We start from the raw sequence: 16,071 nt of genomic DNA on the forward strand, positions 1-16,071 counted from the left end.
TTTGTGTATAAGAGACAGCCCTAAGGTCCTATTTTTTATTGTTTGATCTTACTCTTGCCAGTAGGGTTCAACTTCCACGCTGATGGCTCGCGTCTGATCCATCGCGTGCAAAATAGAACGCTCTTGACGATGTAACCAACGTTCCAGTTGCTCTTGCTCTTCCCCTTCTAACATACCAACCAATGGCAATAGATGGTTCAACATCAGCAAGTCATCAATACCATGCACTAAATCAGCCCATGGCAGTCGGAAACTATTACGTTCTTCCGAATCGTACAAACTCGCAAAGCCGATACCCGTATAGAGATTTCGCAATAGGCGGTAACGTTGATCAACGTATTCTTGTCCTGACAGCTGACGCTCCGCTGGGAATGCTTCCATCAGCTCCGCCCAAGTGCGATCCAATTGCGTGACAGAAAACGGCTGGATATTCGCAGACATTTTTTCACGAGCTTTGTCGTCTAAGAAAGGTTGCCAACCACGAGTGAGAATCCAACGGCTCAAATCTAATAGCAGACCGGTGTAACGTGCCGAACTGAGGAGTTGAAGGGTCTCTTCACGACCAGGCAGCTCTTCTAGTTGCTGCGTCAACTCAGAAACTAAGAACTTACGAGCATCCAGTTTACGTAACACATTACCTTTATCATCTAAAAGCTCCTCTAAATGCGCGTGCTCGTCTAGCCACTCTAGCTCTTCTTCCAACCATTTTAGTTCTTGGCGTAAAATCGCACTGGCGCGACGCGGCACCATACCACCAAAGATAGTCAGAGTCTGACGAATAAAACGAATTGAATTACCAATTTCGCGCAGAGCCTCAACACTGTCTCTTTCAGTAAAAATTTGCTCATGGTAATGCCAATGAGAAAGCGCATGTTCTAACGAGTTAATAAAGCAGTACTCTACGGTATCTGTCTTACTACTATCGACTAAAGACAAAGGCTTCACTTCATCCCCTGCATAGCCACTCGCCAAGCGGTAACCTTTTGCGGCTTTGCTCAGGTTACCCAAGCGCATACCGCCGGCTTCACATAGACTACGAGCAAGAGTAAACAGTGCATCGGTTTGACCTGATTTCAGTTCCAGTTCAACTTCGCAAATAGGATCTTGTTTCTCTTCCCCTTCGGCATCAACAGCAATTACAGCACCTTGGTCAAAAGCCACTTCGATTTGACTGCCATCAGGCATACCAATCAGCCACTGCTCACGAGTGAAGTTGGTCGAGAATAGAGGGGTCAATTCTGATTGCAGCGTCGCAACGTCTTTACCTACTGGCCAAATGTTAGAAGGGTGAAGCGTGAGTTCTGGCTCATTACTGGTGTGCTCAGCATTGTATTCTGGTCTTTGATGAAGGCCCGCTACAACGCGTCCTGCTGTTTTTACAGTTTGGACAAAAACGTCATCAAAACGGCGAATTCTTAAACCAATGTCGTGCTGTCTTAACCATTTATCAGCGGTATCAAAATAGGTGTTACCCAAGTCACGACAACTGTGCTGAAGTACTTTTGTTTCAGAAATTTTTGCTCTTAAAGTTTCTGAAAATTCAGGAGAAACAAAAAACTTCAGTTCTATCTCGGTTTCCATAGCTATACCTTTCAAAGCAGATAGAAACAGGATATTGCCTAATTTCTCACACGGCAAGAAAGAAATATCACCGGAATGATGATCTAAAACAGTTTTAAAGAGTGATTTAATGCGTTACCATGCGCGCCTTTATAGCCATCGTTCAACATTTCGCCAAGAAATGGTGTATGTTTTTTTAAGGTTATAGCTATTAGGTTGAATGACCATGCCAGTAAATACAATTATGGGGTTATTTGCAAAGTCCCCAATTAAGCCTTTGCAACGCCACGTTGTCTGTGTCAACGAATGTTGTTCACACTTGGTTAAGTTCTTTGAAGTGTCTTCAAAGGGTGACTGGGAAAAAGCAGCAGAAATTCGCGCTCAAATTTCTCACCTAGAGAAAGAAGCAGACGTTCTGAAACGTGAAATCCGTCTAAAACTGCCTCGCGGTTTGTTCATGCCAGTCGATCGTACTGACATGCTTGAGCTTCTGACTCAACAGGACAAACTTGCTAACCTGGCAAAAGACATTGCTGGCCGTGTATATGGCCGTCAACTTGTCATTCCAGAGGCTCTCCAATCAAATTTCCTCGCTTACGTTCAACGATGTCTTGATGCGGCTGACCAGGCGCAAAAAGTGATCAATGAACTTGATGAACTTCTTGAAACTGGCTTTAAAGGCCGTGAAGTAACACTAGTTGCTGAAATGATTAATCAACTAGATGTTATCGAAGATGACACCGATGCCATGCAGATTGAATTACGCCAACAATTGATGGCGATTGAACCTGACATGAACCCTATCGACGTCATGTTCTTGTACAAGATTCTTGAATGGGTAGGTGGTATTGCCGACCAAGCGCAGCGCGTAGGTGCTCGTTTGGAAGTCATGCTATCTCGATCTTAAATCATAAGTTAACGACATAACGAAGAGCATTACGAATGCAAGTCAGATGGACGATGACGAGATTCACCGTCTTATGGGCTGATGCGCGCTAAATTTTGCTCCGCTTGTTATAAAACAACTAGGTATTACGATGGATATCCTCGCTAACTACGGCACTGTCCTGATTATTGTTGCAGCAGCTTTCGGTTTCTTGATGGCTATTGGTATTGGTGCGAATGACGTTGCGAACGCAATGGGCACCTCAGTCGGCTCGAAAGCACTAACCGTTAAACAAGCGATCATTATCGCAATGATCTTTGAATTTGCGGGTGCATACCTTGCAGGTGGTGAAGTTACCGATACGATCCGTAAAGGTGTTATCGAAACCTCTCTATTCGCACATCAACCTGATGTTCTTGTATTTGGCATGATGTCTGCGCTTCTAGCGGCTGGTACATGGCTACTACTTGCGTCATACATGGGTTGGCCTGTTTCTACGACCCACTCGATCATCGGTGCAATCATCGGTTTCGCATGTGTGTCCGTAGGTACTGAAGCGGTTGACTGGGCAAGTGTTCAAGGCATTGTTGGTAGCTGGATTATTACGCCGGTTATCTCAGGTTTCTTTGCTTACGTTATCTTTGTCAGTGCCCAACGCCTGATTTTTGATACTGAGAACCCACTATTCAACGCAAAACGTTTCGTTCCAGTTTACATGTTCATCACGACAATGGTGATTGCACTTGTAACCATCAAAAAAGGCCTTAAACACGTTGGCCTTCACCTAAGTAACGGTGAAGCATGGATGTGGGCAGCGGTAATCTCGGCAGCAGTAATGGCTGGCGGTTACTTCTACATTCAGAAGAAATTCGCTAACCGTGAAGAAGATCACGGCTTCGCAGGTGTTGAAGGTATCTTCTCTGTACTGATGGTTATCACTGCGTGTGCGATGGCATTTGCACACGGTTCTAACGACGTAGCGAACGCGATCGGTCCACTGTCTGCGGTTGTTTCAACGGTTGAGCACATGGGTGAAATCACAGGTAAGAGCACCATCGCATGGTGGATTCTTCCTCTAGGTGGTTTTGGTATCGTCGTTGGTCTTGCGACACTTGGTCACAAAGTAATGGCAACCGTTGGTACAGGCATCACTGAACTAACACCAAGCCGTGGTTTTGCAGCGCAGCTTGCTACAGCATGTACGGTTGTTCTAGCGTCAGGTACTGGTTTACCTATTTCAACGACTCAGACACTGGTTGGTGCGGTTCTAGGTGTTGGTTTCGCTCGCGGTATCGCAGCACTAAACCTAGGCGTAGTACGTAACATCGTAGCTTCATGGATTGTTACCCTACCAGCAGGCGCACTATTGGCAGTCGTATTCTTCTACGGCATCCAAGCGATGTTCTCGTAAGACAGACCGTCAATAGATTGTAAGCGCTTTGTCATTATTGACTCAAACGCACAGAAAGGGAGGCTTTGCCTCCCTTCTTTGTTGCACCGAAGTTTGAAACTGCATAATATTCGTCTATTTCCGGCTCCAATCATTCGGTGCCAAAGCTGTATCCAAGAAAATCGTTAAGGGATTTATTGTGAAAAAACTATTCATCACGGTTTTGTTTACTTTGCTAGCAGCGCCAGCGGCACTAGCGGCAGACCGTTATATTTCTGATGACCTATTCACTTTTATGCACTCTGGTCCAAACAACACTTACCGCATTATGGGTAGTGTTAACGCAGGCTCTAAAGTACAACTGCTGCAAGCAAATAAAGACACAGGTTACACACAGATTCGAGACGACCGCGGCCGCACTGGTTGGGTGCAAAGCAAGTTCGTCACAAACCAAGAGAGCATGGCAATTCGTATGCCTCGCATTGAGAAAGAACTGAAAGAAGTGAAGTCTCAACTTGCGAACGCTCGTCAAAACTCAGACACAGAGAAAGCGGGCCTAGTGACGTCACTGGAAACGCGTAACCAGCAAATCTCTGACCTTGAGAAGAAATACTCAGAGATCAGTGACCAACTGACTTCTGTAGAAACAGAGAACCGCGAGCTTCGCGCTAAGCTAGACACCCAAAAAGACGACATGCTACTTAAGTACTTCACTTACGGTGGTGGTGTTGCAGGTCTTGGTTTGCTGTTTGGTTTGATTCTTCCGCATATCATGCCACGCAGAAAGAAATCACCAGCAGGCTGGGCATAATCGCTTTCGGCTAAACGGATAAAGAAATGCCAGTCGTACTCGACTGGCTTTTTTGTTGGCTTCGTTTAACGAGATACCTTGTTACTCACCCATTGAACTGGATGCTCGTCGTCTGTCCGTTGCGCCGTAAATCTTGCCATCCTTAACTTCAATCGCGTTCAACCCACTCACCACAGGTATTACGTGGACTGGGTAACCTAATTCCATGAACTCCGGAACGAGCATTTCTGCAAAGGTCTTCTTCTCCACCAACAAGCCAGTCGGATCGTAGGGCTTAGTTCGGTCAATCTTGGTGCCGTATTGAATATTCGGTAGATCAATCGCCTCCTGCGCAGACAAGTTCCAGTCGAGAACCCCTACAAGGGTCTTTAAAACATAACCTGGGATTTGCGAACTGCCAGGAGAGCCCACAACCAAACGTAAGTCATTGCTGCTGTCCATGACCATTAAAGGCGTGATGGCTGATCGCGGACGTTTACCTGCCTCAATGGCATTTTGCGTCGGTTTACCATCGACTGTTGGCATGGGAGAGAAGTTTGCCATTTGCGCATTCAAAATCACGCCATCGACCATCACACCCGCTCCCATTCCAGTCCCAACGGTACTGGTCATCGCAACGGCATTGCCCTCTTTATCAATGATGGAAATATGCCCGGTATCTTTGCTCTCAAAGCCTTGGTATTGCGCATACTGCATTGGCGTTACCTGTCCAGCTTTCGGACTATCTTTTGCCACACCATAATCTGGAATCAATTCTCGTCTTTCATCGAGATAATCGTTATCCAACAGTTGCTCAATCGGAGTCTCTATATAATCAGGGTCACCGGCGTAAGCGATGCGATCGGCTTTTGCAACACGCATTGCCTCCGTCATCAAACGCCAAGGTTCAACATCTGTTTTCGCCATTTGAGAAAGACCATAAGGTTCAAGCAACTTAAGGCTTTGTGCGACCATCACTCCACCAGAAGCCGGATAACCAAATGACACAACCTTATTGCCTCGATACTCGGTCTCAATGATGTCACGTTGCTTAACTTGGTAGTTTTTGAAGTCCGACAAAGACAGCTTCTCATGTTGGTCTCCAATACGGCTGTTGACTGTCTCAACGATGTGCTTACCAAACTCACCGCCATAGAGGTATTCATCACCTTGTCGAGCGATCTGTTTTAGCGTTTCGGCCATCTTAGGGTTCTTCATCAACGTGCCTGTCGGCTTAATCTCATCGCCTTGCCAATACAGTGCTTTTATCTCTGGGTCTTGTTTCAACCGCGCTTGCTCGCGTACGACAATATCGTAGGTGTAGCTGTTCATAGCATAACCTTCGCTTGCCAATTCAATTGCAGGCTTCATCAATTCAGACCACGCAAGCTTGCCGTATTGCTCATGTGTGGAATAGAGCAATCGTAAGGTTCCCGGAACAGCAATAGAACGAGGGCCAAGAATGTCATTGCGGCTGAGTACTTCTCCGTTTTCTACAAACATATTCGGGTTCGCACTAGAAGGCGCTTCATCTCGACCATCAAGCGCAAGAAACTGTTGCTTATCGTGCTGGTAAAACAAAGCAAATGTACCGCCACCGATACCTGTCATATCCGGTTCAACGACCGACATCACCATCTGCATCGCCACCATGGCATCAACCGCGTTACCGCCTTGCTTCAATATCGTGTAACCAGTACTGCTCACATAGGGATTGGTTGCGCTTACCATAAAATGCTCACCAGTATTATCTGGCGTAATTGGAAAAGGTTCAGGCTTTGCGGCATAGCTCACCGCGGCAACCAAGCTCAAAGAAAAAGTAAGAATACGCATACGTTCCGTATAGACTCCTGTAATTTTATAGAGGTCTAACGTTGACCAAATGCTTATTGCCAAGTTCGTCAATATGGTGTTTTTTTACACAACCCTGACCCGATAGGCATGATCAATCCATCAGCAATATCGAAGCCCTTTTAAGCACTGGTGTAAGGTATATTTTGTTTCTTTGACGGTTTGGAAATCATTAACCAAACCAATAGGGAGAAGCTTGTAGAAGAGACAAAAAAAGCCAGCGAATAACTTCACTGGCTTCTATTAGATTCGGGTTAGATCGTTACCCTTTCCATTCATATAATGCAGGAATTCGGATCTGTTCCCCTTGGAACTCGACGATCACTGCTTGTGGTTGGATCTCTTTTAACGTGATTTGACCATCCACCACATCACCTTGGTGGTATTCAACGTTATTGATCTTCACCCAACGTCGCTTAGTATCGCTTGAATACATGTGCGTTTGTAAATTCAATGCAGGCAAGCGGCCATGCCATTGGCGTGCATCATGCTCAAGATCGTTCATCTGAGCTTCTGAGCGCGTAGGCTGATCATTGTTCGCCATCGCATTTTCAACTTTCATCGCTAAATCAGGGGACAACGAAGACAAGTCGAGATCATCTAACGACAGTCCGAGATCATCCTGCCCAACTTTCGTTTGCGAAGTCTGCTTTGTTTTCTCTGGCACAGAAAGTAATGATTGCTCACCCGGCACTGATTCATTACTCACATAATCTTGCCCGACAAAGGTGCCCATACTTCTCGATAACTCTGCACTTGGCCACTCACGTTGCAACTGAGCAAGCTGAGTCACCTCAGGGTAGTCAAGCGTTTCAAAGTTTGGTCTTAACTTAACAGGCTCAGGAGCTGGCACTTGAACCGTCATCGGCTCTTGGGCAACTCTGGGGGCTTGCATTTCTGGCGTCAAAAGGTCCATATACCACGCGACGCCAACAGCGGTTAGGCTTACAGGCAGTAGAAAAAGCCCAATGTGTTTCATCATCGGCATTATGCTTCCTCCTCATTGATTTGCGCTAAGGCTGGAGCATCAGGTTGCGCGCTTTGTTGTAAGCGCTCTAATGTACGTTGACCTGCAATGCCATCCACACCAATGCCTTGCCAGCGCTGGAAGAGTTCCACACGCTCTTTCATTGCACCATCATAAATGTCTGTACTTAGTGGTTGTTCATTTACCGCTTCTGCCAGCAACTTGTCCAACACTTCAATTGCAGGCCCTTCCATATCAAGACGCAGAGTATCTTTTAGAGGCGCTTGCCATAACTCGATGATATTGCCCTGCCACAGTGGTTTTAGCCACGATATAGGTAGGCGTAGGCGCTCCTTACCATTAAGCACTTCCACCTTACCGTTACCAATCGCATACAAAATGACGTAACCCACTTCCCCTTGATAATTCAGTTCTAATATCACTGGACGATTCTGCTGGACCAATAACGGCCATGTTGCCATCTTTCGCTCACAACGCATTGTTGATTGTGGCTCAGATAAACAAAGATTGTCGCGAACTGAAGCGCGGTAGCCCCATAGTTTGTAAAGATCGTTAACGGCTAAATTTGATTGGGTTTGTGCTAACAGTTGTTCACGTTGTTCATTGGTCAATTGCTCATTAACAATTGGGGCAACAACCGCTGGTTGTATTGGCGTTTGAGCAGCAACCGTAGGTACAGTATTTGTTGGCACCTTCATAGGCATATTGTGCGTCACTGCCCAACCAACCCCTAATGCCGCAAACACACCAATGGCAACCGAGCCCCATGCAGGCCATTCAAAGCTACGGCGAATTGGCTTATCCTGCTGATAAATCTCGGCTTGGAACTGCATCACCTCTTCACACGCTTGATGTACTGTCTGTCGATCAACGACTACATTGCCCTTGTAGTAACTCATGTTCAGTGACTTATCACACACAAGGTTGATAAGGCGTGGAATGCCGTGGCTATACTTGGCAATCAGCTTAGTCGAACTGCGATCGAACAACTGCTGGTCACCACCTGCGGTATGCAAACGAAACGCAATGTAGTCAGCGGTTTCCTTTTCATCCAACGGCAATAAGTGATAACGACCAGTAATACGCTGTGCAAGCTGACGTAGCTGCGTCGTTTGCAGCAAGCGTTGTAGCTCTGGCTGGCCAACCAAGAGCACTTTAAGCAGCTTTCTGGTGTCCGTTTCTAAGTTGGTAAGTAGACGCAACTGCTCAAGAACATCAGCGGCGAGGTGCTGCGCCTCATCAATCACTAATAACGTCGTCCAACCTAATTTATGGTTACGCAGCAAGTACTCATGAATCGCTTGGTTAAGCTGCTTGAGCGTCGCATCTTGCGGATAAGTTACTTTGAACTCATCACAAATAGCCTCAAGCAAGTCTCGGCTAGAAAAGGTTGGATTAAGAATCAAGCCTGCTTTGGTGTTCTCATCCAAATTCGCCAACATGGCTTTCGCGACGGTGGTTTTGCCTGTCCCTACTTCGCCTGTCAGCATGGCAAAACCACCACCATCGCCTAACCCCGCCTGAAGATGCGTGATCGCCTCTTTATGACGTTGGCTCAGATACAGATAACGCGAGTTTGGAACAATCGAAAATGGCAGTTCAACAAACCCGAAAAAGTCCTTATACATTAGGATCTCCAGCTAAAACCCTCCCGCAATCAAATCGGGATATTCCTTATTAGACTTAAACAAAGCGCTAAGTTCTTTTAGATGTGAAGAAAAGTACCATTGCTTGCTACAATGTCCAACGTCATATCCATAAATTAAGAGGTAATCCGTGCAAGTTTATTTAGTTGGTGGTGCAGTTCGAGATTATTTGCTCGGAATCGACAGTTATGACAAAGATTGGGTGGTTGTCGGCTCGACACCAGAAATGATGCAAAGCCAAGGCTACACGGCTGTCGGGAAAGACTTTCCTGTGTTTCTTCATCCCAAGACTAAAGAAGAGCACGCCCTTGCACGAACCGAAAGAAAATCTGGCGCGGGTTACACTGGCTTTGAATGTTTCTTTGATCAAAGCGTCACGCTAGAAGAAGACCTTATCCGACGAGATCTCACCATCAACGCCATGGCGATGGATAATGACGGCAATCTATATGATCCTTATGGTGGCCAACAAGATTTGCAGGCGAAAGTGCTACGTCATGTATCGGAAGCTTTTGTTGAAGACCCTCTACGTGTTCTGCGTGTGGCTCGTTTCGCGGCGAAGTTGGCGCATTTGGGCTTTAGCGTGGCAGAGGAAACCATCCAGCTAATGCGCGAGATCGCAGAATCTGGCGAGTTGAGCACCCTTACCCCAGAACGTGTTTGGCAAGAATGGCATAAGTCGCTTTCTACTTGCCGCCCAGACGTATTCTTATCTGTTTTAAGAGAGTGCGGTGCGTTAGCTATCGTCCTGCCAGAAATTGATGTCCTGTTTGGCGTACCTCAGCCAGAAAAGTGGCATCCAGAAATCGATACAGGTATTCACACTCTTATGGTGGCCGAGCAAGCAGCAAAGCTGAGTGATTCATTGCCGGTTCGATTTGCCGCACAAGTACATGATTTAGGCAAAGGCGTCACGCCAGAAAGCGAATGGCCGAGTCACAAAATGCATTGTCACACGGGTTTAAAGTTGATTAAAAAGCTGTGTGCTCGCGTGCGCGTTCCTAATGAATTTCGTGACTTAGCATTAATAGTCTGTGAGCAACACTCTAACATCCACCGAGCCGCCGAGCTTAAACCACAAACCATCATCAAAATCCTCAACAAGTTTGATGTGTGGCGTAAGTCAGAACGTTTGCAAGATATTTTAATCTGTTGCCAAGCCGATCATGCAGGTCGAAAAGGCTTAGAAGACCAACCTTACCCGCAAGCAGAGCTGTTTATGCAAGCTTACCAAGCTGCGGCATCTGTCGATGTACAAGCTATCATTAAAGACGGCTTCAAAGGCCCAACTATTCGCGATGAACAAGAGAAGCGCCGCGTTGAAGCAGTAAGAGTTACGCTTGGAAAATAAGCCGATAGGTACATAACGAACAAACAAAAACGCCCGCTATAGAAAGCGGGCGTTTTCATTCGGATTGGGTTTAAGCCGTCAGCAAGAAAGCAAACAAGCCAAAACCTAGAATCAGACGGTAGATAACGAATGGTGTCATGCCCATGCGTGAAATCATCTTCAAGAAGAAGTGGATACAAATATACGCACTGATAAATGAAGTCACGATACCCGTAAGTAAGAAGCCAACATGCACAGGTTCGCCGCTGGTTACTAACTTCATCCCTAAGTAGCCACCAGCCAAAGTGATGATTGGTATCGACATTAAGAATGAGAAACGAGCCGCCGCTTCACGGGTAAAGCCTAAGTAAAGCGCCGCGGTGATGGTTGCACCAGAGCGTGAAGTACCAGGGATCATCGCAAGTGCTTGAGCAATACCAATAAACAGTGCTTTCTTCCAACCCGTTTGGTATTCATCCGCGATTTGCTCTGCGTTCTTATCCACCCACCACAGCAACAAACCAAAGATGATCGTCGTCGTCGCGATCACATAAGCACTGCGTAGGTAAATCTCAATGATGTCTTTCATCAATAGACCGAAGACACATGCCGGGATCGTAGCCAATACAATCATCCAAGCTAATTTGGCTTCTTTGCTGCGGTCGCCTTTAAAGATCGAGGCAAACAACGCTTGGAATAGCGTGATCACTTCTTGGCGGAAATAAATCACCACAGCCATCAACGTACCAACGTGAACGGCAACATCAAATGCTAAACCTTGGTCTTCCCAACCAAATATAGCGGAAGGTAAAATTAAATGAGCAGAGCTGGAAATTGGTAAAAACTCTGTCAGACCCTGAATCAGAGCCAAAATAAAGGCTTCAAAGTAACTCATGTAAACAACTCAAAATTAAAGTGAAAAAGAAACGGGTTTGAGTGAATCAACGGGCTGCATCGCCTGCCAAATATCAGCGACAGTACGCCCATCGCCGGGGATCACTAGATGAGGTTCGAGATCATACAGGGGCTTTGTTACAAAAGGATATTTGTAGATATCACTGCGAGGTAACTCAGGTTTTTGTTGCGAAATGCACTCACCGAACAAGACTATATCGAGATCTAAGGTTCGATCCTGATACTTTTGCGCATTTTCCTCACGACCCCACTTAAACTCAATCTCGCGTAGATGCTGACTCAACTCTTCGAGTGACAACTCCGTAAAAAAACTAATCACGAAGTTGTAGAAGTTCTGACTGCTAAAGCCAATTGGCTCGCATTCATATATCGGTGATACGTGGAGATCCGTTCCAAGTTGCTGCAACTCTTGAAAAGCCGCCAACGAATGCCGCTCCCTATCTATGTTGGTACCGACACCGATATAAGCTTTTATCATGCCTGGCCTCGCTCAATCACAACGCCTACCGCGCGTGCTTGAGGAACGGCACCAGGTTTTGCCAAACGAATTTTTACCCAAGGCACAGAGAAGCGCTGCATGATGATGTCAGCCACTTCTTCTGCCACTCGTTCAACTAGAAGGAAACGACCATTTTCGATGTGATTAAGCACCGCTTCACTTACCTGCGAGTAGTCCAATGCGTCTTGAACATCATCACTTTTACCCGCCGGTTTATTGTCGTGCGCCATTTCGATATCCAGAACCAGCTTTTGCTTAATTTGCTGTTCCCAATCGTAAACGCCGATGGTGGTGATTACTTCTAGTTGTTCAATAAAAACTTTATCCAGAGCCATCTTATGTCCTTCTTTTACAGAGGTCGGATACCCGATACGGGCAATTTGATCGTACTATTCTATACCCAAGCAACCTACTGCGGCCTTTAACCACGTCAATTGGTGGCAAAAGTCACTTGGGTATAAACTGCGAAGACTCTTTATATACAAGAAATCCCATAATGCAAGCTCTATCGCAGAGAGTATTTTTGCTCAAAGCCGAATCGCGGTATGATAGCAATTACTCAGGAACTGAGCATTAAATTCCAATCCATCAAGGACTTCTATGGACGCACTGGCACTGATAATGACAATGGCCGCCTATTTGCTGGGATCGATCTCCAGTGCGGTACTCATTTGTCGTTTGTTAAGGCTGCCAGACCCTCGTAAAGTTGGCTCTAATAACCCTGGTGCAACCAATGTGTTACGCATTGGCGGCAAAGGGGCAGCCGTAGCCGTTTTACTCTGTGACATGCTCAAAGGCACCATACCAGTTTGGGGAGGGTACTTCCTCGGTATCGATCCGATCATTCTTGGTGTCATCGCGATTGCAGCCTGTCTCGGCCATATGTACCCAATATTCTTCCACTTTAAAGGGGGGAAAGGCGTCGCAACAGCACTTGGTGCAATCGCCCCTATCGGTCTGGATTTAACCGGTCTTGTTATGCTGACATGGTTGGGGATCGCCGTCTTGTTCCGCTACTCTTCTTTAGCTGCCTTAGTCACCGTTTTAGTGACACCGTTTTACACTTGGATGTTCAAACCTCAATACACCTTACCTGTAGCAATGTTGTGCTGTTTAATCGTCTTTAAACACCATCAAAACATCCGCCGATTACTCTCTGGCGAAGAACCAAAGATTGGTGAGAAGAAACTGATAGAAAAAAACTCGGCTTAATGCCGAGTTTTTTGTATTTGAATCATGCTGTACAAGGTTTTATGCATGTACTTTATTGAGGAAGTTCAACAGCATTTGGTTAACGAACTCTGGCTGTTCTAAAGAGCTGATATGTCCCGCTTCAGGAATCTCCACTAACTCACTGCCCGTAATACAGTCGTTCATCAAGTAAGATTCAAACACCGGGCGAGGCTTATCTTCACGGCCGACGGCAATCAAGGTTGGCAAAGCGAACATTTCTGAATCTTCAATCACATCACGGCGGCCAAACACCATACGCCCAACACGAGCAACCTCGACTGCACGCTCACCTTGTAGAGCTTCAAGACTTTGTTTGAATGAAGCGACTAACTCAGGGTTTACTTGCTCAGCATTATTGGCAAAAAACAGCGGAGTAACGGCCTCAATAATTGGCGCTGGTACGGCTTGCACTTGGCTAATCGTATCTAACATCGCAAAGTACTTCTTGTGCGTCACTTCAGGTTCAAGCCCAATGAAGGTATCCATCAACACCAATGACTTCACACGCTGCGGAGCTTGAGCAGTCAGCTCGGCCCCCCACATGCCGCCAACAGACAAACCAACAATAGAGAACTGTTCGATCTCCAAATGATCCATCAATGCCAGCATGTGCTGAGCGTAATCCACCAAAGAACGGGTTGAAGCTGGAGCAGCATCTGACTCACCGTGTGCCCAAAGATCTGGCACAATACAACGGTATGACTGGCTTAGCACCTCAATCTGCGGAGCCCACATTTGGCAATCCCACAAATAACTGTGTCCAAATAGCAACACAGGGCCTTCCCCTTTATCTAAGTAAGCAAGTTTCTGACCTTCAATTTCAAACTTATTCATTGTTATATCCATTTATTATTCTTGCACATCATCCTATCACTGAAACGATATAGAACTGCTCGCATCAGTCAGGCTTTAACATTAATTACGTAAAGCCTTTCAATCCAATAGGTAAAAATAAAGGCCTCTTATGAGCAGAGACCTTTATTGTGGTGAATCTATTTCAAACCTTCAGTAGAAGTTTGCTTACGCGATTGGCGTCAGTTGGTCAATTGGCCAACGTGGGCGTGCTTCCACAGCCATGTCCGACACTTCGCCATTCTTCAGGCGCTGCATTCCAGCGTAGGCGATCATCGCACCGTTGTCGGTACAGAATTCCGTACGTGGGTAGTAAACTTCACCACCGACTTTCTTCGCCAGCTTCTCAAGTTCAGCACGCAGACGACGGTTAGCACTTACACCACCCGCAATCACAATACGCTTCATGCCAGTTTGTTCTAGAGCACGCTTACATTTGATTACCAGTGTCGCACACACGGCTTCTTCAAATGCTAAAGCGATATCTGCACGTGTTTGCTCGTCATCTCCGTTTGCCGCAATGGTATTAGCAGTAAAAGTCTTGAGACCAGAAAAGCTCATGTCCAAACCTGGCACGTTGGTCATTGGGCGTGGGAATTTAAAGCGACCCGGAGTGCCTTTTTCTGCCAGTTTAGACAGTAGTGGACCACCAGGGTAATCCAAGCCCATTAACTTCGCGGTTTTATCAAACGCTTCACCCGCTGCATCATCAATCGACTCGCCTAGGATTTTGTACTCGCCGATGCCTTTCACTTCCACCATCATGGAGTGACCGCCCGATACCAATACCGCAACAAACGGGAATGGTGGTGGATTGTCTTCTAGCATAGGTGCCAGTAGGTGACCTTCCATATGGTGCACAGGCACCGCAGGAACACCCCAAGCGTAAGCAATACTACGACCAATCGTTGCACCAACGAGCAAGGCACCAACAAGACCTGGCCCAGCGGTGTACGCAACGCCATCAATGTCTTTAGGTGTCAGATTTGCTTCCTTTAGCGCCTCTTTAATAAGAGGAATAGTTTTCTTAACATGGTCACGTGAAGCCAACTCAGGCACCACGCCACCGTAATCCGCGTGAAGTTTTACTTGGCTGTAAAGCTGGTGTGATAGCAGACCTTTTTCATCGTCATAAATCGCGATGCCAGTCTCGTCACATGAGGTTTCAATACCGATAATGCGCATGGTTTTCTCAGTGGGCTTTCTGTATAGAGGAAATTTGGGCGTCATATTACCTTGCCTTGGTGCTTCAAACAAATTTTGTACAGACAATAAGCGATAAAAGGCTTTACAAAGCTTATGTGATCGGATTAAAATTCCGCACCATTTTTGATCAAGCTGGTAATAGACCAAATAATTGTGATTTGGTTTACTGAAATCCAGCGTTAACGAATAACCCCTGAGGTGAAAGGCATATGCCAGTAGTTAAAGTACGTGAAAACGAACCGTTCGACGTTGCTCTACGTCGTTTCAAGCGCTCTTGCGAAAAAGCAGGTATCCTTTCTGAAGTGCGTCGTCGTGAGCACTACGAAAAACCAACTACAGTTCGCAAACGCGCTAAAGCAGCAGCTCAAAAGCGTCACGCTAAGAAGCTAGCTCGCGAAAACGCTCGTCGCGTTCGCCTGTACTAATAACTGAGCTCCGGAAAGGAATTTAGTTATGGCTCTGATTGAACAACTCAAAGAAGAGCAAAAATTAGCGATGAAAGCCAAGGACAAATTGCGCCTTGGTACTATTCGTTTAGCCTTATCAGCAATTAAGCAACGTGAAGTTGACGAACAGATCACTCTGAACGACGACGACATTCTTGCTGTGTTGACCAAAATGGTTAAACAACGTCGCGACTCTGTTACGCAGTTTGAAGCAGCAAATCGTCAAGATCTTGCTGATGCTGAACGAGCAGAAATTACGGTTCTTGAGGATTTTATGCCTCAACCACTGACAGATGAAGAAGTAGCAGCTCTTATCGAGAACGCGATTACTGAATCTGGTGCAGCTGGCATGCAAGACATGGGCAAAGTAATGGGCGTTCTGAAGCCGCAAATTCAAGGGCGTGCAGATATGGGTAAAGTGAGCGGTTTAGTTCGCGCTAAATTGGCTTAACACCCCACCCAATTGCAGCAAGCCGTGC

The 16,071-nt window shown here is 46.3% G+C and carries 16 protein-coding genes; 7 read left to right on the forward strand and 9 right to left on the reverse strand.

Going from position 1 to position 16,071, the window contains the following annotated elements:
* Positions 1-48 precede the first annotated feature (48 nt).
* Positions 49-1,581: an inorganic triphosphatase gene (locus tag BCT11_RS14055; protein ID WP_102388559.1), complete on the reverse strand. Its 1,533-nt coding sequence runs from the start codon at positions 1,579-1,581 to the stop codon at positions 49-51.
* Between the two features lie 205 nt (positions 1,582-1,786).
* On the opposite strand from BCT11_RS14055, the gene BCT11_RS14060 reads away from it, so the two are divergent.
* The 3 genes from BCT11_RS14060 to BCT11_RS14070 all read left to right on the forward strand — a co-directional run bounded on the left by BCT11_RS14060 (position 1,787) and on the right by BCT11_RS14070 (position 4,647).
* Positions 1,787-2,467 (forward strand): TIGR00153 family protein, encoded by a 681-nt coding sequence (locus tag BCT11_RS14060; protein WP_038866436.1) that lies wholly within the window; start codon positions 1,787-1,789, stop codon positions 2,465-2,467.
* Between the two features lie 130 nt (positions 2,468-2,597).
* Complete coding sequence (locus BCT11_RS14065) at positions 2,598-3,857, forward strand: inorganic phosphate transporter (protein ID WP_038866198.1); 1,260 nt, start codon at positions 2,598-2,600, stop codon at positions 3,855-3,857.
* 178 nt (positions 3,858-4,035) lie between these two features.
* Positions 4,036-4,647, forward strand: a complete 612-nt coding sequence (locus BCT11_RS14070; protein ID WP_038866196.1) for a TIGR04211 family SH3 domain-containing protein — start codon at positions 4,036-4,038, stop codon at positions 4,645-4,647.
* A gap of 81 nt (positions 4,648-4,728) precedes the next feature.
* Here the strand turns inward: BCT11_RS14070 and ggt are convergent, their stop codons facing one another.
* The 3 genes from ggt to BCT11_RS14085 form a co-directional block, all read right to left on the reverse strand.
* Positions 4,729-6,459 carry a gamma-glutamyltransferase gene (ggt, locus tag BCT11_RS14075; protein WP_102388560.1) on the reverse strand — a complete coding sequence of 577 codons (1,731 nt, stop codon included), beginning with the start codon at positions 6,457-6,459 and terminating at the stop codon, positions 4,729-4,731.
* A 280-nt stretch (positions 6,460-6,739) separates the two neighbouring features.
* Positions 6,740-7,465 (reverse strand): general secretion pathway protein GspB, encoded by a 726-nt coding sequence (locus BCT11_RS14080; RefSeq protein ID WP_038866193.1) that lies wholly within the window; start codon positions 7,463-7,465, stop codon positions 6,740-6,742.
* Positions 7,465-9,093: an ExeA family protein gene (locus BCT11_RS14085; protein WP_045406098.1), complete on the reverse strand. Its 1,629-nt coding sequence runs from the start codon at positions 9,091-9,093 to the stop codon at positions 7,465-7,467. Before BCT11_RS14085 ends, BCT11_RS14080 begins: the two co-directional genes overlap by 1 nt.
* Positions 9,094-9,241: 148 nt before the next feature.
* Here BCT11_RS14085 and BCT11_RS14090 point away from each other — a divergent pair, with 148 nt between their 5' ends.
* A complete protein-coding gene (locus tag BCT11_RS14090) occupies positions 9,242-10,462 on the forward strand; it encodes a multifunctional CCA addition/repair protein (RefSeq protein WP_102388561.1) in 1,221 nt (406 codons plus the stop codon).
* 70 nt (positions 10,463-10,532) lie between these two features.
* Here the strand turns inward: BCT11_RS14090 and BCT11_RS14095 are convergent, their stop codons facing one another.
* The 3 genes from BCT11_RS14095 to folB are packed head-to-tail and all read right to left on the reverse strand — an operon-like array spanning position 10,533 to position 12,190.
* On the reverse strand, positions 10,533-11,336 hold the full coding sequence (locus BCT11_RS14095) for an undecaprenyl-diphosphate phosphatase (protein WP_038866187.1): 804 nt from the start codon (positions 11,334-11,336) through the stop codon (positions 10,533-10,535).
* A 15-nt stretch (positions 11,337-11,351) separates the two neighbouring features.
* Complete coding sequence (folK, locus tag BCT11_RS14100) at positions 11,352-11,834, reverse strand: 2-amino-4-hydroxy-6-hydroxymethyldihydropteridine diphosphokinase (RefSeq protein ID WP_038866185.1); 483 nt, start codon at positions 11,832-11,834, stop codon at positions 11,352-11,354.
* Complete coding sequence (folB, locus tag BCT11_RS14105) at positions 11,831-12,190, reverse strand: bifunctional dihydroneopterin aldolase/7,8-dihydroneopterin epimerase (RefSeq protein WP_038866183.1); 360 nt, start codon at positions 12,188-12,190, stop codon at positions 11,831-11,833. The genes folK and folB overlap by 4 nt, the downstream gene beginning before the upstream one ends.
* Positions 12,191-12,455: 265 nt before the next feature.
* On the opposite strand from folB, the gene plsY reads away from it, so the two are divergent.
* Positions 12,456-13,067, forward strand: coding sequence for a glycerol-3-phosphate 1-O-acyltransferase PlsY (gene plsY, locus BCT11_RS14110; protein WP_038866181.1), 612 nt, complete (start codon positions 12,456-12,458; stop codon positions 13,065-13,067).
* Between the two features lie 39 nt (positions 13,068-13,106).
* Here plsY and BCT11_RS14115 read toward each other — a convergent pair whose 3' ends face one another.
* Together BCT11_RS14115 and tsaD are read right to left on the reverse strand one after the other, a co-directional pair.
* Positions 13,107-13,922 carry an alpha/beta fold hydrolase gene (locus BCT11_RS14115; RefSeq protein WP_102388562.1) on the reverse strand — a complete coding sequence of 272 codons (816 nt, stop codon included), beginning with the start codon at positions 13,920-13,922 and terminating at the stop codon, positions 13,107-13,109.
* Positions 13,923-14,108: 186 nt separating this feature from the next.
* Positions 14,109-15,125 (reverse strand): tRNA (adenosine(37)-N6)-threonylcarbamoyltransferase complex transferase subunit TsaD, encoded by a 1,017-nt coding sequence (gene tsaD / locus BCT11_RS14120; RefSeq protein WP_038866177.1) that lies wholly within the window; start codon positions 15,123-15,125, stop codon positions 14,109-14,111.
* A 230-nt stretch (positions 15,126-15,355) separates the two neighbouring features.
* On the opposite strand from tsaD, the gene rpsU reads away from it, so the two are divergent.
* Complete coding sequence (rpsU, locus tag BCT11_RS14125; protein WP_001145625.1) at positions 15,356-15,571, forward strand: 30S ribosomal protein S21; 216 nt, start codon at positions 15,356-15,358, stop codon at positions 15,569-15,571.
* A gap of 28 nt (positions 15,572-15,599) precedes the next feature.
* On the forward strand, positions 15,600-16,043 hold the full coding sequence (locus BCT11_RS14130) for a GatB/YqeY domain-containing protein (RefSeq protein ID WP_042605348.1): 444 nt from the start codon (positions 15,600-15,602) through the stop codon (positions 16,041-16,043).
* The last annotated feature ends 28 nt before the right edge of the window (positions 16,044-16,071 follow it).

It is taken from the genome of Vibrio sp. 10N.222.52.B12, from assembly GCF_002875385.1.
Classification (GTDB): Bacteria; Pseudomonadota; Gammaproteobacteria; order Enterobacterales; family Vibrionaceae; genus Vibrio; species Vibrio jasicida.

Excerpts from the sequence above, each read along its gene's own strand:
- BCT11_RS14060 (WP_038866436.1), top strand. The coding sequence starts at position 1,787 with ATGCCAGTAAATACAATTATGGGGTTATTTGCAAAGTCCCCAATTAAG.
- plsY (WP_038866181.1), top strand. The coding sequence starts at position 12,456 with ATGGACGCACTGGCACTGATAATGACAATGGCCGCCTATTTGCTGGGA.
- ggt (WP_102388560.1), bottom strand. The coding sequence starts at position 6,459 with ATGCGTATTCTTACTTTTTCTTTGAGCTTGGTTGCCGCGGTGAGCTAT.
- tsaD (WP_038866177.1), bottom strand. The coding sequence starts at position 15,125 with ATGCGCATTATCGGTATTGAAACCTCATGTGACGAGACTGGCATCGCG.
- BCT11_RS14055 (WP_102388559.1), bottom strand. The coding sequence starts at position 1,581 with ATGGAAACCGAGATAGAACTGAAGTTTTTTGTTTCTCCTGAATTTTCA.
- BCT11_RS14115 (WP_102388562.1), bottom strand. The coding sequence starts at position 13,922 with ATGAATAAGTTTGAAATTGAAGGTCAGAAACTTGCTTACTTAGATAAA.
- rpsU (WP_001145625.1), top strand. The coding sequence starts at position 15,356 with ATGCCAGTAGTTAAAGTACGTGAAAACGAACCGTTCGACGTTGCTCTA.
- folB (WP_038866183.1), bottom strand. The coding sequence starts at position 12,190 with ATGGCTCTGGATAAAGTTTTTATTGAACAACTAGAAGTAATCACCACC.
- folK (WP_038866185.1), bottom strand. The coding sequence starts at position 11,834 with ATGATAAAAGCTTATATCGGTGTCGGTACCAACATAGATAGGGAGCGG.
- BCT11_RS14065 (WP_038866198.1), top strand. The coding sequence starts at position 2,598 with ATGGATATCCTCGCTAACTACGGCACTGTCCTGATTATTGTTGCAGCA.
- BCT11_RS14085 (WP_045406098.1), bottom strand. The coding sequence starts at position 9,093 with ATGTATAAGGACTTTTTCGGGTTTGTTGAACTGCCATTTTCGATTGTT.
- BCT11_RS14095 (WP_038866187.1), bottom strand. The coding sequence starts at position 11,336 with ATGAGTTACTTTGAAGCCTTTATTTTGGCTCTGATTCAGGGTCTGACA.
- BCT11_RS14130 (WP_042605348.1), top strand. The coding sequence starts at position 15,600 with ATGGCTCTGATTGAACAACTCAAAGAAGAGCAAAAATTAGCGATGAAA.
- BCT11_RS14080 (WP_038866193.1), bottom strand. The coding sequence starts at position 7,465 with ATGCCGATGATGAAACACATTGGGCTTTTTCTACTGCCTGTAAGCCTA.